At 75.4% G+C, this 15085-nt stretch carries 14 protein-coding genes; 3 read left to right on the top strand and 11 right to left on the bottom strand.

What is annotated here, in order from left to right:
• Positions 1-231: 231 nt before the first annotated feature.
• The 3 genes from ACFVU7_RS11810 to bldG form a co-directional block, all read right to left on the bottom strand.
• Positions 232-1008 (bottom strand): hypothetical protein, encoded by a 777-nt coding sequence (locus ACFVU7_RS11810; RefSeq protein WP_388044957.1) that lies wholly within the window; start codon positions 1006-1008, stop codon positions 232-234.
• Between the two features lie 370 nt (positions 1009-1378).
• Complete coding sequence (locus ACFVU7_RS11815; protein ID WP_049659131.1) at positions 1379-1798, bottom strand: ATP-binding protein; 420 nt, start codon at positions 1796-1798, stop codon at positions 1379-1381.
• 160 nt (positions 1799-1958) lie between these two features.
• Positions 1959-2300 (bottom strand): anti-sigma factor antagonist BldG, encoded by a 342-nt coding sequence (bldG, locus tag ACFVU7_RS11820; RefSeq protein WP_049659132.1) that lies wholly within the window; start codon positions 2298-2300, stop codon positions 1959-1961.
• A 221-nt stretch (positions 2301-2521) separates the two neighbouring features.
• On the opposite strand from bldG, the gene ACFVU7_RS11825 reads away from it, so the two are divergent.
• A complete protein-coding gene (locus ACFVU7_RS11825; protein WP_388044958.1) occupies positions 2522-4960 on the top strand; it encodes a DEAD/DEAH box helicase in 2439 nt (812 codons plus the stop codon).
• On the opposite strand, the gene ACFVU7_RS11830 is transcribed toward ACFVU7_RS11825, so the two are convergent.
• The 7 genes from ACFVU7_RS11830 to ssd all read right to left on the bottom strand — a co-directional run bounded on the left by ACFVU7_RS11830 (position 4955) and on the right by ssd (position 10853).
• Positions 4955-5482: an Rv3654c family TadE-like protein gene (locus tag ACFVU7_RS11830; protein ID WP_388044959.1), complete on the bottom strand. Its 528-nt coding sequence runs from the start codon at positions 5480-5482 to the stop codon at positions 4955-4957. The genes ACFVU7_RS11825 and ACFVU7_RS11830 overlap by 6 nt on opposite strands.
• Entirely contained in the window at positions 5470-5832 is a 363-nt protein-coding gene (locus tag ACFVU7_RS11835) for a TadE family type IV pilus minor pilin (protein ID WP_388044960.1), read from the bottom strand. Before ACFVU7_RS11835 ends, ACFVU7_RS11830 begins: the two co-directional genes overlap by 13 nt.
• A gap of 253 nt (positions 5833-6085) precedes the next feature.
• Positions 6086-6379, bottom strand: a complete 294-nt coding sequence (locus tag ACFVU7_RS11840; protein ID WP_082346309.1) for a DUF4244 domain-containing protein — start codon at positions 6377-6379, stop codon at positions 6086-6088.
• 53 nt (positions 6380-6432) lie between these two features.
• Complete coding sequence (locus tag ACFVU7_RS11845; protein WP_388044961.1) at positions 6433-7053, bottom strand: type II secretion system F family protein; 621 nt, start codon at positions 7051-7053, stop codon at positions 6433-6435.
• Positions 7054-7205: 152 nt separating this feature from the next.
• On the bottom strand, positions 7206-8240 hold the full coding sequence (locus ACFVU7_RS11850) for a type II secretion system F family protein (RefSeq protein WP_388045002.1): 1035 nt from the start codon (positions 8238-8240) through the stop codon (positions 7206-7208).
• A gap of 151 nt (positions 8241-8391) precedes the next feature.
• Positions 8392-9729, bottom strand: a complete 1338-nt coding sequence (locus ACFVU7_RS11855) for a TadA family conjugal transfer-associated ATPase (protein ID WP_388044962.1) — start codon at positions 9727-9729, stop codon at positions 8392-8394.
• On the bottom strand, positions 9729-10853 hold the full coding sequence (gene ssd, locus ACFVU7_RS11860; protein WP_388044963.1) for a septum site-determining protein Ssd: 1125 nt from the start codon (positions 10851-10853) through the stop codon (positions 9729-9731). The genes ACFVU7_RS11855 and ssd overlap by 1 nt, the downstream gene beginning before the upstream one ends.
• A gap of 839 nt (positions 10854-11692) precedes the next feature.
• Here ssd and ACFVU7_RS11865 point away from each other — a divergent pair.
• Entirely contained in the window at positions 11693-12490 is a 798-nt protein-coding gene (locus ACFVU7_RS11865; protein ID WP_049660070.1) for an HAD family phosphatase, read from the top strand.
• Positions 12491-12870: 380 nt separating this feature from the next.
• On the opposite strand, the gene ACFVU7_RS11870 is transcribed toward ACFVU7_RS11865, so the two are convergent.
• Positions 12871-13761 carry an oxidoreductase gene (locus ACFVU7_RS11870; protein WP_074001781.1) on the bottom strand — a complete coding sequence of 297 codons (891 nt, stop codon included), beginning with the start codon at positions 13759-13761 and terminating at the stop codon, positions 12871-12873.
• Positions 13762-13977: 216 nt separating this feature from the next.
• On the opposite strand from ACFVU7_RS11870, the gene ACFVU7_RS11875 reads away from it, so the two are divergent.
• The gene (locus ACFVU7_RS11875) at positions 13978-14985 is read left to right on the top strand and encodes an ATP-binding protein (protein WP_388044964.1); all 1008 of its coding nucleotides are present in this window, start codon (positions 13978-13980) and stop codon (positions 14983-14985) included.
• Positions 14986-15085: the final 100 nt, after the last annotated feature.

Genomic DNA, 15085 nt, shown 5'->3' on the forward strand with positions numbered 1-15085 from the left:
GCGGCCGGCGGACGGAAGCCCGCACCACCCCGCGCGCCCCCTGGAAGCCACCACGCGCCGCCCTGCCGGGGGCACCGAGTCGTTCAGCGGCGGGCCTGTGGCAGGGGCGCCGGATCACGGGACGTCGACTCGCGGGACGGCGACTCCGGGGGCGGCGGCTCGCCGTCCCTGTCACCGGGCCCGTCCCCGGTACCGGGGACGGGCGCGTCGGACCGTCTGGTCCGCCCGGGCTCAGCTCGCGCTGGGGGCCGGGTTCGCCGGGGTGGTGGGCGGGGCGGCCGGAGCGGTGGTCGCACCGGCCGCGGCCGGGCTCGTGCCGTCGGTCGCGCCGGGCGCCGGGGTGGTGGCCGGGGCGCTCGGGGTGTCGGTGGCGCCCGGCGCCGGGGTCGTGCCGCCCGGGGCCGGGGTGCCGCTCGCGCCGGCCCCCGCACCGCCGGTGGCGCCGCCGCTCGGGGCGGTGGTCGGGGACGGCTTGCAGCCCCCCTGCTTGGCCATCGCCGCGCCGAGCTCACCGCGCTGGAGCTTGCTCTGCGCCTGGGTGGAGAGCGAGGCCAGCTGCTGCACCTGGTCGGCCACGCTGCGCAGCCCGTCGGCGAACTTGGCCTGGTCGTTGTTGGGCAGCGCGTCCACCTTCTTCTGGACCTCCACGTACCCGTCGGCCGCCTTCTTCAGCTCCTCGACGGTGTCCTTCTGGAGGGCCGCGCCGTCCTGCACCTTGGGCGCCCCGGCCGCGTCGATGGCGGCGGCTATGTCCTGGTTGGTCTTGGCCAGCCGCCCGATGTCCGTGGAGAGCCGCTTCTGGAGGTCGGCCGGGGCCTCGCCGGTCTTCACCTGTCCGGTGTCAGCCAGCGCGGTCTGCGCCTGGGCGATCGGGTCCTTGGCAGCGCCGCAGACGTTCGACGCCCAGGACTCCAGCTGCTTGCTGTTGTTGTCGTCGCCGCCGCAGCCGACGGCGCCGAACGCGAGCAGCACGCCGAGGGCGGGTACGGCCAGCAGTCGCTTGTTCACCGGGAGAAGCCTTTCGGTTCGGTCGTCATCGGTCGTCGAACCTACACGGCCGATGTCCGTCCCCCGATTCGTCCGTCCCCCGATTCCCGGCTCCCCCGCCCTCCAGGGGCCGCCCTCTCGACGCCCCGGCCCGGGTCAGGCCCGCTCGCACTCGTCCCGGCCCGGGTGTTTCGGCGGTGGGGTGGTCTGCGCGAGCGGCCAGGGCGGCCGCACGGCGCGGATCCGCGTGGACGTCCTCGTCCGCGACGCGGCGAACCGCCGGGATCAGCGGTGTGTCACCGCATGCCCGGGAACAGGACCCCGGCCGCTCTCGGGCGCGAGGAAGCGCCCGCGAGGCGGCGGGGACGCGAGGAGACGTCGAGGCAGCGCCTCAGACCGCGATGGAGGCAACCGAAACCGGCCAGCTCATCCGGATCAGGCCACCGGCCGCGCCGTTGGTGACCTCCAGGTCCTCGACCAGGCCGGTGATCACGGCGAGGCCCAGGGTGTCCTCGTCCGGCTCGCCGCCCTCGGCGTCGCCGGAGGCCGGGACGGCGGCGGGGCCGGCCTCGTCCTCGACCTCGATGAGGAAACGCTTCTCCTGATCGGTCAGCGCGACCCGGACCGCGCCGCCGATGCCGCCGCGCTGGTGCAGTCCGACCGCGCGGGAGCACGCCTCGCCGACCGCGAGCCGTACCTCGTCGAGCACCGACTCGTCGACCCCGGCCCGTCTGGCGACGGCCGCGGCGACCAGCCTGGCCGTCCGCACGTGCTCGGGAAGCGCGCTGAATCGAAGTTCGACGGTTGCCATCTCTCCCCCTCGGGGTGCTCCGACCGGGGCCGGAGACCCGGCCCCTGCGGGCCGGCGGAACCGGCCCAGGGGCGCCCGGGGGACGCACCGGGCCACACGGACCCGGGCACCCGGACGCGAAGAACGAGCGGGGCCGGCCGCACGGGCCGGCCCGGCCGCGTCAGTCGGTCGCGTTGACCGCGTCGTCCACCGAGGTGTGGATCGGGAAGACCTTGGTCAGGCCGGTGATGCGGAAGATCTTCAGGATGCGCTCCTGGTTGCAGACGAGGCGCAGCGAGCCCTCGTGGGCACGCACTCGCTTCAGACCGCCCACCAGCACACCGAGGCCGGTCGAGTCGAGGAAGTCAACGCCTTCCATGTCGACGACGAGGTGGTACTTGCCGTCGTTGACGAGCTCGACCAGCTGCTCCCGCAGCTTCGGGGCGGTGTACACATCGATCTCGCCGCCAACCTCGACGACCGTACGATCGCCGACTGAACGGGTCGACAGGGACAGGTCCACGGAACCTCCAGCACCTTGCCTTGCTACGTCATGTGCGATCCTCGGCCGGACGGCCGCCACCGCATGGTCGCGAGCCCGGGCGCGCCCAGCCACGCGTGGCAAGCCTCGGCGCTGCGACCCACGGCCATACGGCCGTCACGGCCACATTCAACCACCTGCGACCATGCCCGCACGATGGCTTACGACGATTCTCCGTCACGCCGGTGACACACTGGGTCCTCATGCCGCCCCGACACAGCCCGCCCGAGGCACTGCTCACGACCCTGGCCGCCGGCCGGGGGCGGTCCGACCGACTCACCCATACGGAGCACCTTCCCGCCCGACCTGCGCGTTATTCACCATGGCCGGACTCGATCCGTCCGGAGGTCGTGGCCGCGGCTCGTGCCGTCGGGGTCGAACAGCCGTGGGCGCACCAGGCAGAAGCGATGAATCTGGCCAAAAGCGGCCAGACTGTGGTGATCGCCACAGGCACCGCCTCGGGCAAGTCGCTGGGCTACCTGGCCCCGGTGCTCAGCGACCTGCTGGACGGCACCGAGGCCCGCAACGGCCGCGGCGCCACCGCGCTCTACCTGGCCCCGACCAAGGCGCTCGCCGCCGACCAGCGGCGCCGGGCCGCCGAACTCGCCCCACCGAGGGTGCGCGCCGCCCTCTACGACGGCGACACCCCACCCGAGGAGCGCGAGTGGGTCCGCCAGTACGCCTCCTACGTGCTCACCAACCCGGACATGCTGCACCGGGGCATCCTGCCCGGCCATGCCCGCTGGTCCTCCTTCCTCAAGGCGCTGCGCTACGTGGTCGTGGACGAGTGCCACAGCTACCGGGGCGTGTTCGGCTCGCACGTCGCCCAGGTGCTGCGGCGGCTGCGCCGCATCTGCGCCCGTTACGGTTCGTCACCCGCCTTCCTGCTGGCCTCCGCCACCACCGCCGACCCGGCCGCGACCGCCCGGCGGCTGACCGGCCTGCCCGCCGTGGCCGTCACCGAGGACGCCTCGCCGCGCGGGCCGATGGTCTTCGGCCTCTGGGAGCCGCCGCTGACCGAGAACGTCGGCGAGCACGGCGCGCCCGTGCGCCGCACCGCGACCGCCGAGGCGGCCCACCTGCTGACCGAGCTGGTCGAACGGGAGACCCGCACCGTCGTCTTCGTGCGCTCCCGGCGCGCCGCCGAGCTCGTCGCGCTCCAGGCCCAGGACCAGCTCGGCCGCCCGCTCGCCGGACGGGTGGCCGCCTACCGCGGCGGTTACCTCGCCGACGAACGCCGGGCCTTGGAAGGCGACTTGCACTCCGGACGACTGCTCGGCCTCGCCTCCACCTCCGCTCTCGAACTCGGCGTCGACATCTCCGGCCTCGACGCCGTCCTGATGGCCGGCTACCCCGGCACCCGGGCCTCGCTCTGGCAGCAGGCGGGCCGCGCGGGGCGGGAGGCCCAGGGCGCGCTGGCCGTCCTGATCGCCCGGGACGACCCGCTGGACACCTACCTGGTGCACCACCCCGAGGCGCTGTTCGCGGCCCCCGTCGAGGCCACCGTGCTCGACCCCGACAACCCGCACGTGCTCGCCCCGCACCTGTGCGCGGCCGCCGCCGAACTCCCGCTCACCGATGCCGACCTGGAGCTGTTCGGGCCGTCCACCGCACCACTGCTGCCGGTCCTGGAGCGGCGCGGCCTGCTGCGCCGGCGCAGTGACGGCTCCTGGTACTGGACCCGTCGCGAGCGCGCGGCCGACGCCGTGGACCTGCGCGGCAGCGGCGGCAACCCGGTGCAGATCGTCGAGGCCGACACCGGCCGGCTGCTCGGCACGGTGGACGCCGCGGCCGCGCACACCACCGTCCACACCGGCGCCGTCCACCTGCACCAGGGCCGCACCTACCTGGTCCGGGAGTTCGACCTGGAGAACTCCGTCGCCCTGGTCGAACCGGCCGACCCGCCGTACACCACGGCCGCCCGCGACATCACCTCCATCTCCGTCCTCGACACCGACACCACCGTGGACTGGGGCGAGGGCCGGCTCAGCTTCGGCTCGGTGGAGGTGGTCAACCAGGTGGTCGGCTACCTCCGCAAGCGGATCTCCACCGGGGAGATCATGGGCGAGACCAAGCTCGACCTGCCGCCCCGCACACTGCGCACCCGGGCGGTCTGGTGGACCGTCACCGAGGACCAGCTGCTCGACGCGGACATCCCGCCCGACCAGCTGCCCGGCGCCGCCCACGCCGCCGAACACGCCTCGATCGGGCTGCTGCCGCTGTTCGCCACCTGCGACCGGTGGGACATCGGCGGCGTCTCCGTCCCGCTGCACCCGGACACCGGCCTGCCGACCGTGTTCGTCTACGACGGCCACCCCGGTGGGGCCGGCTTCGCCGAACGCGGCTTCCAGCGGGCGGTCCAGTGGCTGACGGCCACCCGGACGGCGATCGCCTCCTGCGAGTGCGAGCGCGGCTGCCCGTCCTGCGTCCAGTCGCCCAAGTGCGGCAACGGGAACGACCCGCTGGACAAGGCCGCCGCCATCCGGCTCCTGGGCGTCCTGCTGGCCGGGGCACCCGAAGCCACGGAGGCACCGGACGACGGGCAGGGGGCCCCGAACGGGCCGGACGGGCCGGACGGGCCGGAGGCAGACGGACCGGAAGCGGTCCCGGGACCGGACGGTGGCGCACCGGCCGGTTCATGAGGCCGCCCCCGCAGCCGCGCTCGGGACTCCGCCCGGAGCCCCGCCCGGCCCGCCCTCCGGCGCGTCCTCGGGGCCGGTGACCGGGGCCCGTACCGGCCCGGCCCGAGCCCTCGCCCGCGCCGGGCCGACCGGCAGTCGGGCCGGGAGCCTGCGGACCTCCACCTCGGCCACCACCTCGACGGCGTCCGCCGACCGGTCGACCGCACAGGACACCAGCCCGGCGCCCTGGACGGCGGCGATCCCGGCGGCCCGGGCGCAGCCGCCGTCCCGGTCCAGCAGCAGTCGGTCCGCCGCGGCGAGGGCCGCGAGGTCGGCCGCCGACTCGGCCCGGTGCCGAGCGGCCACCACCGAGCCGACCGCGATCGTCCCGGCGAACACCGCCGTGCCCAGCATCGCCAGGGCGAGCAGCCAGACCGTCGCCGAGCCGGCGTCCGGCCCCCGGCCGCCCACCGCGACCGCTCGGGCCGCACGGGCGCGTGCCAGCCGCTCCGCCGCCTCCCGCAGGCCGGTCAGGACGGCCACGGGCCACCACCTGCCTCCGCGCCCGCCACCAGGACGTCCTCCCGGGCCGCCACGGCCGCCGCAGTGAGCCGGACGGCGAGCAGCCCGCCGAGCCTGCCCGGCCCAGCGCACGGCGCCTCCACGTCGACCCGGACCGTGTCGGCCGCCACGGCGACCCGGACCTGTGCGCCCGGCGGGGCCGCCGCGCGGGCGAGCCCGGCGGCGTCCGCCTCCCCGCGAGCGGCCGCCCTGGCGCCGACCCTGGCGGCGTCCACACAGCGGATCTGCGCGGCCGCCGCGAGCACGCCCCAGATCAGCATCCCCGCGAGCAGGAGGAGCACCGGCAGTGCCACCGCCGTCTCCGCCGTCACGAAGCCCGCATCGCCGCGCCGCCCCGGGCGCATCGACCACGCCCGGCCCGGGTCCGTTCTCAGGCCCCTGCCGCCCGCCCGGAGCACGGGCGGAGCGACGCCGGGGTGCGTGCCTCGCGAGACGGGGACAGAACCTCCTCCCGACCGCCCGGCCGGGGGCCACCGACGACCGGAGGCAGCCCCACGGGGTGCGCCCGCCCCCAGGGGTCCACCGGCCGAAGGCGGCCCACCGGCGGGAGTTCGGCAGCCGGCCTCAGGTCGCATGGAGCGCCCGTACCAGCATGTCGGTCAGCGCACCGGTGATGGCGTCGCTGGTCACCACCTTGTACAGCCCGGCCGCGAGGGCGCACGCGCCCAGCGTCCCGACGGCGTACTCGGCCGTGGTCATCCCGGCGTCCGAGCGGCCCCGGAGCCGCGCCACCCGGCGGACCCGGCGGGCTGCCCAGCGCACCCGACGGGCCGACCGGTGGCTCCTCCGCCGCCACTCCTCGGCCAACGGGCGGAGCGGACGCCCGGCACCGGGCCGAATCGCGATCACTGCGGTCATGGAACTCTCCTGTCACTCGACGTACGACGGCCGCTCATGCGGCCGACGATCCTTCACATCGCCTCGGCGAAGCGGCTGGTGAGGCCGACGACCACCGGCACCACGCCGATCAGGACGAAGGCCGGGAGGAAGCAGAGCCCCAGCGGCGCGGTGGCGAGCACTGCGGCCCGGCGGACCCGAGTGTGGGCCGCGCGGGCGGCCGCCGTGCGCTGCCCCTGCGCCAGCCCGATCAGCGGGCCGGCGGCGGGGACGCCGCCGAGGCTGCTGCGCTCCAGACAGCGCGCCAGCGGCGCCAGCGACGGGTGCTGCTCGCCCAGGCGGTGCCAGCACAGTTCCGGCGGTGCACCCAGGGCCAGTTCGGCCCCGATCGCCGCCAGCCGGGGCCCCAGCGGCGCCCCCACACTTCGACCCACCGCCGACACGGCCTCCGAGGGGAGCGCCGCCGAGCCGAGGCAGGCCGCCAACAGCTCAGCGCCCAGCGGGAGTTGCCTGGTCAGCAGCTCCTCCTCGCGGGCAGCCCTGCGATCGGCCGGCGAGCGCGCCCGGGCCGACCAGCGATGGACGCCCACCGCGAGCAGCACCCCGACGGCCAGCCCGGGGCCGCCACCGAGCAGCACCGCCGCCGTGATCCCGGCGACGCCCGCCACCAACAGCCGTCGGCGACGCTCAACCACCAAGGCAGCAGCCCTGGTTCGCCTTCCGATCCCCTCTCCACCCCGGGCCCGGACGAGCACCCGTCGGCGTCTTACCCGGCCGCGCACCGACGCCCACCCCGCAGCAACCACGCCTGCCGTGAGGGCGAAAGCCGCCCACTCGATGCCCCGCATCACCTCGCCCTCGCTTCCACCCCGAGCGCCCGTGCATGCACCCGCGACAGCCTGCGGTTCCGCTCGCCCGGCCGAAGAGCGGGCCCCACACGACCTGAGGCCGCACACCGACCACCCCACCCAGCCGGCACCTCCAGCGCGCCGTGGGCCGCCGCCCGGACGATGCGTGCCGTCCAGAGCACGCCCAGCCCCTCCAGGACCGCCCCCGCCACGAGGCAGCCCAGCCCGGCCGGGGTGTGCAGCAGGACCTCCAGCGGGTGCGCCCCGAGCGCCGCGCCGAGGAGCAGCCCGACGCCCGGCAGCGCGGCCAGGACGGCGATCGTCGCGCGCGGTCCTGCCAGTTCCCCGGCGATCTCCTCCGCGAGCGCCCGCTCGCCGCGCAGCGCCTCCGCGACCCGGTCCAGCGCATCGGCCGACCCCGATCCGCTGCCCTCGGCCACCCGCCAGCAGGCCGCGACGGCCGCGGCCCCACTGCCGCCCGGAAGTTCGGCCAGCAGGTGCAGCGCGGCGGGTACGTCCCCGCCGTAACGGCCCGCCGCCAGTCGGGCCACCGGCTCCTCGCCGAGCCTGCGCAGCCCCTCCGGGTCGGCGGCGAGCCGCGCGGTGACCAGGTGCAGCGCCTGTTCAGGTGTCGCACCACCGCGCAACTCCCCCGCCAGGCCCGCGCAGAGCTCCACCACGGCTGCGGCCCGGTGCCGGGCCTCCACCGCCAGGCGTCGCCGCAGCCGCCACCTGCGCAGCGGCAGGACGGCCAGTGCGGCCGCGAGCACCGGCACCGGTGAGGCGGTGGCCTGCCCAGCGGCCAACCCCAGTGGAAGGAGCAGCAGTTCGGGCACCAGGAAGCCCGGCAGTCGCCCCCTGGCCCAGGACCGCACCGCGATCTCCGGGCCGGGCCCCCGCACCGGAGGCCCGCCGCCCGCCAGCACCAGCCTGGAGCGCTGCCCGCCCGGCAACTGCTCCTGCACCGCACGCCACGCGGCGACGGCCACCAGGAACAACGCCAGCACCCAGCAGAACGCGAGCTGACTCTGCATCACTTCATTCACCTCCGTTGACCTCGGTCTTTCCGGCCCGCGCCGCCGAGCAGCACCAGGGCTCCCACGGCGCACCCGCCCACCAACAGGGCGAAGGCGACTTCCACCACCCGCACGTCCGCGCCCACCGGCCCGGCCACCGTCACGGCGATCACGGGCGCCCCCGCCCGAGCGACACCCCGCGCGCCGCCAGCAGTCCGACCAGCCGCTCCCACCCCGCACCGGGGGTCAGGCCACCGGACGCCGGGAAGGCCACCGCGGGTGTGGTCACGGCCGACCCGTCACCGGCCCCGGCCAGCGTGTGGATCTCCGCCACCCGGCGCCGCCCCGAGCCCGGATCGCGGATCAGGTGCACCACCACGTCGAGCGCGGCCCGCAGTTGGCCGTGCAGCGCCGTCCGGTCGAGGCCCGCGAGCGCGCCCAGGGCCTCCAGCCGGACCGGCACGTCCGCCGCCGTGTTGGCGTGGACCGTGCCGCAGCCGCCTTCGTGCCCCGTGTTCAGCGCGGCCAGCAGGTCCGACACCTCGGGCCCGCGGACCTCGCCGATCACCAGCCGGTCCGGACGCATCCGCAGCGCCTGGCGGACGAGGTCCCGCAGGGTGAACTCGCCCAGCCCCTCCTGGTTGGGAGGCCGGCTCTGCAACCGGACCACGTGCGGGTGGGCCGGTTGCAGCTCGGCGGAGTCCTCGGCGAGCACGATCCGCTCGTCCGGCCCGACCAGACCGAGCAGGGCCGACAGGAGCGTGGTCTTCCCCGAGCCCGTCCCGCCGGACACGAGCAGCGACAGCCGGGCCCGCACGATGCCCGCGAGCAGCTCCGCACCCTCCGGTGGCAGCGACCCGCCCGCCACCAGCTCGTCGAGCGTGAAGGGCCGGGGGCGGCAGACCCGCAGCGAGATGTGCGTGCAGCCGGCCGCGATCGGCGGCAGTACGGCGTGCAGCCGGGTCCCGTCCGGCAGCCGGGCGTCCACCCACGGGCGGGCGTCGTCCAGCCGCCGGCCGGCCGCCGTGGCCAGCCGGTGGGCCAGCCGCCGCACCGCCTCGGCGTCGGCGAAACGGACTCCGGTGGTTCGCTGCAGGCCGCCGCCACGGTCGACCCACACCTCGTCCGGACCGTTCACCAGGACGTCCGTGACGTCGGGCGCCGCCAGCAGCCGGTCCAGCGGGCCCGCACCCACCAGTTCGGCGCGCAGCGAGCGCACGGTGTCCAGGACCTCGTCCCCGCCGAGCGGCGGGCGGGTGGCCCGCAGCGCGGCCGCGACCGAGCCTGCCGTCGGGGCGGCCCCCGACTCGGCCAGCCGCAGCCGGACCGCGTCCACCAGGGCCGCCGCCCGCTGCTCGCGGGCCGTACGACCGTACGGACAGGGCCCGTGCCCGGGCTCCGGCGGCCCGCCGGGCGGCGGCACGCTCCGCAGCGGCCGGTGCTCCCGCGCACCGCCGCCCGGACCGGGCGATCCGCTCCGAAGGACCGTTCTGCGCAGACGGACCATCAGTACACACCTCCTCCGGCCACCGGCACCGGCGGCAGCACCTCGGTCAGGAAGCTCGCGCAGAAGCGCGCGAGAGGGCCGCCCTCCCGGCTTCCGGGCGGGACGCCCTTCACGACGTCCTGGGCCAGGCCCGGCTCCGGCTCCAGCTCCCCCGCCAGCGGCAACCGCAGCCCGCGGACGATCTGCCGGGCCGGGAGCCCGCCGGCCCGCACCGGCCGCACCACGGCCCGGACGTCCCCGAGCCGCATCCGGGCCGCCGCCGCGACCCGGTCGGCGGCGGCCACCGCGCGCAGCTCGGCCGACACCACCAGGAGCGCCAGGTCGGACTGCTCCAGCGCCTGCCCGGCGGCCGCGTCGAGGTGCCGGGGCACGTCGACCACCACCAGCCCGCCGCGCCGCCTGGAGGCGGCCAGCACGCTGCGCATGGCCTCCGGCGGCACCGTCAGGGTGTCGCCGCGGTCCCAGGACAGGCAGGACAGCGCGGAGAGCCGTTTGAGCGTGGGCAGCGCCCGGGCCAGCTCGGCCCCGCTCACCCGCCCGCGGGAGCCGGCCAGATCGGGCCAGCGCAGCCCGCTGACCCGCTCGCCGCCGAGCAGGATGTCGAGGCCCCCGCCCAGCGGATCGCCGTCCAGGAGCATCGTCCGCCGGCCCGCCCGCGCGGCCGTGACCGCCAGCGCGCAGGCCAGGGTCGAGGCCCCGGCCCCGCCGGACCCGCCGAGCACCGCGACGGTGACCGCCGGGCAGCCGACGCCCTCGGCCGCGTCGGCGATCCGGTCGAGCAGCCAGGCCTCGGCGTCGGGCAGGAACAGCACGTGCTCGGCCCCGAGTTGGACGGCTCTGACCCACACCCCGGGGTCGTCCAGGTCCAGCCCGAGCAGCAGCACTCCGCCGCGCCGCCCCAGCCCGGAGCAGCGGACGGCCTGGTCGTCCCCGACCAGGACCAGCGAGGCCCCTTCCCAGAGGTCCCGCGTCGGCGGCGCGCCCCGGACCAGCCTCGGCTCGGTGCCCGCCGCCGCGCAGATCCGCAGCAGGTGCTCGGCCAGGCCCTCGTCCTCGGTGACGACGAGCGGCCCGGCGACCGCGGGGCCCTCGGCGGTGATGTGGTCGGCGATCGGCGTCGACATGGTTGCTCCCCTCCGCGCAGCCGGCCACCGGGGTGGCCGACGGCGCACGTCGGACGGTTCCGGCGGACGGCCGCCCGACAGGCCTCTGAGGGAGGAAGGGGGTGAGGCCCTGCCCGGCGACCGCCGCCGGTCATCACGGTGGGGGGAGATCCGGATTTCGTCATCCGGGTTCCGATTGCCTGTGGATAACTCGTGTGCTGTGGAGGAAAACGTTCACCCGGGCGGGGGGCTATTCGGCGAAGAATTGACGAAAGGGGGTCACCGAGATGAACCGGCGACCCGCCCCGTCCCGTTCAGCCGTTCTCCCGACCTCCGCCCGCCGCCTTCCGGACAGCGCTTCCGAACGGCTTCCGAACGGGCTCGCACCACCGATCGGAACCAGCCGTTCGATCCTCGACGGGCATGAGCAAATGGCGACACAGAGTGACGAAAGTCGATCGACGGGCCGGAGTGGCGACACCCCCTGTAAGCCGTCGACACGACGGCGGCGCACCCGCGGCGAGGGGCGTTCAAGCCCTGAAAATGGCCCCGGACGTGCGACGACCCCCGCCGGGGGGGAGAGCGGGGGTCGTCTATCCACAGCCCGGCTCGGGGGGGAGGAGCCGGACCGGGTTAGCACGGTCGCGAACGATCCGTGACTTCCATGGTGTACCCGAGCGGCCAGAAACACAAACCCGCACGCCCGCGAGTACGCCGAATGGCGGGGTCTTTTGCGGCTCCCTCTATCCTCGGTTCCCGTGGACACCACCGAGAACGCCGACGACTACGCCGACGAGTCCCAGGGCGACGCCACCGGGCCCGAAGAGCTCCGCCCGCCCGTTCGCCCCCGACCCGGCGGGCTGCGCACCGCGGCCTTCTTCGACCTCGACAAGACCATCATCGCCAAGTCGAGCGCACTGGCCTTCAGCCGCCCCTTCTACCAGGGCGGACTGATCAACCGTCGGGCCGTACTGCGCAGCGCGTACGCCCAGTTCGTCTTCCTGGTCGGCGGCGCGGACCACGACCAGATGGAGAAGATGCGCCAGTACCTCTCCGCGCTCACCCGGGGCTGGAACGTCCAGCAGGTCCGCGAGATCGTCGCCGAGACCCTGCACAACCTGATCGACCCGATCATCTACGACGAGGCGGCCTCGCTGATCGAGCAGCACCACGCGGCCGGCCGGGACGTGGTGATCGTCAGCAGCTCCGGCTCCGAGGTGGTCGAGCCGATCGGCCGGCTGCTCGGCGCGGACCACGTGATCGCCACCCGGCTCCAGGTCGAGGACGGCTGCTACACCGGCGAGATCGAGTACTACGCCTACGCCGAGAACAAGGCCGCGGCCATTCGGGAGTTGGCCGCGACCGAGGGCTACGACCTGGCCGCCTCCTTCGCCTACAGCGACTCCTCCACCGACCTGCCGCTACTGGAGGCGGTCGGCCATCCGTCGGCGGTCAACCCGGACCGCGCGCTGCGGAAAGAGGCGCAGGCCCGGGAGTGGCCGGTGCTGGTCTTCGACAAGCCGGTGGAACTGCGGCGCCGACTGCCCGAGTTCTCGGCCCCGAGCGGCTCGGTGCTGACCGCGGTGGCGGTCGGGACGGCCGTGGTGACCGCCGGGGTGATCTGGTACCTGGCCCGCCGGAGGCGCCCCCTCGCCTGAGGCGGGCGGCCCGGCAGCCCTTGGACAAAACGGTCAATCGGGACAGACTTCTCTTTTCGGGTTCCCCTTTCCCCCGAAACGCGATACAAATGAAGCACGGCCCGCGAGACCCGGTCAGGACCTTAAGAGGTCAAACCGACAACGCAGTTCAGGCCCCACGGACCGCACGTACAGATATCCGGGCACCCACATGCAGCCGACCCGCTGTCGGGCCGCCGGACCAGACGAACGGGCAGGATCCCCGTCTGATCGGCACTTCCGGTGCATGCATGGTCACCCGGTATCTGCACCAGCGGCGGCACCCGGCAGGAGCAGGTGCCGCCGCATCCTCGTCTCCGCGCGCCCCTCCCGGGGCGCGCGCGCCGTCCCGAGCGGGGCGCTCAGACCATCCCGCGCTGCATCGCCTCGCAGACCGCCGTGCTCTCCCGCACCCCGAGCCGCAGCGCCCGACCGCTGTACGCGATCCAGGCCGCCATCCCCTCGGGGGTCCCCGCCAGGTAGCCGGCCAGGGCTCGGCGGTGGGCGGCGGTGCCCAGCTCGGCCAGGCCGACCTCGGCCGGGCAGATCGACTTCGGGTCGAGCCCCTCGGCGATCAGCACGATCCGCTGGGCGGCCCGCGCGATCACGCCGTTGTGGGCGCCGAACGGCCGCAGCGCGAGCAGTTCGCCGTGCACCACCGAGGCCACGACGAGGGCCGGCGTGCCCACGCCCTGGCCCTCCGCGCGCGCCACCAGCAGCCGGGAGAGCTGGTCGAGCCGGGCCGCGACCTCCTCCGCACCCGGAGCGGGCGGCAGCACGGGCGGCGGCCCGTCGACGGCCTCGACCTCGACGCTCTCCACCGGCTCCAGCTCCTGCGGGAACAGCACCTCCGCGCCCTCCCCGGCCCGCCGCGGCCGACCGGCGGCCGGATCGCCGTCGCCGACCGCGAGCAGGTGCAGCCGGGCCAGCACCTGAAGCGGCGAGTGCCGCCAGATGCTGAGCAGCTGGCCGGCCTCGGCGGCGATCCGCAGGGCCGCGCCGACCGTCCGGGCCTCGGGGTCCGCGCCGAAGTCGCTGCGGCGGCGGACCTCCTCCAGCGGCCAGTCGGCCCCGGCCAGGGCCGCCGACGCGCGGGCGCCGCGCAGCGCGGACTCGGAGGTGACCTCGGCCGCGCGGCGGCGCATCACCCGGTGGCCGTAGAGCCGGTCGACGGCCTTGCGCACCTCGGCGACCGCGTCGGGCACCCCGGGGAGCTGGGCCAGCGGGGCGAGGGGATCAGTTCCAGTGCTCACCTACCCGAGAGTAATGAACGGGCCGCCCCTCCCGGAACAGCAACCCCGCATCACCCGTTAGAGGCAATCCCCACTTCCCGCCCCCGGCGACACCCAAACCCCGGCTAGCATGGCCGCTATCGGAGACGATAACGATTTCCAACTAGGGGCGGCGTCGCGCGGCCCCTGGGCGGACGGCCCGCAGCGAGGGCCCTGAGCGAGAGCCGGAGTCCCCAGATGAAGATCGCCTTCGTCGGCAAGGGCGGCAGCGGGAAGACCACGCTGTCCGCGCTGTTCATCCGCCACCTGGCAGCCCTGGGCCGGCCGGTCGTCGCCGTGGACGCCGACATCAACCAGCACCTGGGCCCCGCGCTGGGCCTGACGGACACTCAGGCCGCCGCCCTGCCCTCGCTGGGCGGGCACCTGCCGGAGATCAAGGAGTACCTGCGCGGCAGCAACCCGCTCATCCGCTCCTCCGACGAGATGATCAAAACCACGCCGCCCGGCCGCGGTTCGCGGCTGCTGCGGATCGTCGAGGAGAACCCGGTCTACGCCGCCTGCGCCCGCCCGATCGCGCTGGACGAGGGCTCGGTCCGGCTGCTGGCGACCGGCGCGTTCACCGAGGAGGACCTCGGGGTGGCCTGCTACCACTCCAAGGTCGGCGCGGTGGAGCTGCTGCTCAACCACCTGCTGGACGGCCCGGGCGAGTACCTGGTGACCGACATGACCGCGGGCTCGGACTCCTTCGCCTCCGGCCTGTTCACCCGCTTCGACCTGACCTTCCTGGTCGCCGAACCGACCCGCAAGGGTGTCTCCGTCTACCGCCAGTACAAGGACTACGCCCGCGACTTCGGCGTGCGGCTGCGGGTGGTCGGCAACAAGGTGCAGGGGCCGGACGACCTGGCCTTCCTGCGCCGCGAGGTCGGCGACGACCTGCTCACCACCTTCCGGCAGTCGGACTGGGTGCGCCGCCTGGAGCAGGGCGCCGAACCGCCGCTGAAGTCCCTGGAGACGGCCGACCGGGCCGTGCTGGAGGAGCTGCGGATCGAGGCCGACGCGGCGTACGGGCGGCGGGACGCGCGCCGCTACACCGAGCAGGCGGTGCTCTTCCACCGCCGCAACGCGGAGAGTTGGGCCAACTCCAAGGTCGGCATCGACCTCGCGACCCAGGTGGATGAGGACTTCGTCCTGGGCGGGTTCGCGGACGGCGACACGCGCACCGCCCCGGCGGGCGCCCGCGCCTGACCCCCACCACCGCCGCCGAACGGGCCGCGACCTCCCCCGCTCCGGGAGGTCGCGGCCCGTTCGCCGCGCCCGGCCCCGGAGCCGACCCCGGCGGACGGGA

This window comes from Kitasatospora sp. NPDC058046, from assembly GCF_042885595.1.
Classification (GTDB): domain Bacteria; phylum Actinomycetota; class Actinomycetes; order Streptomycetales; family Streptomycetaceae; genus Kitasatospora.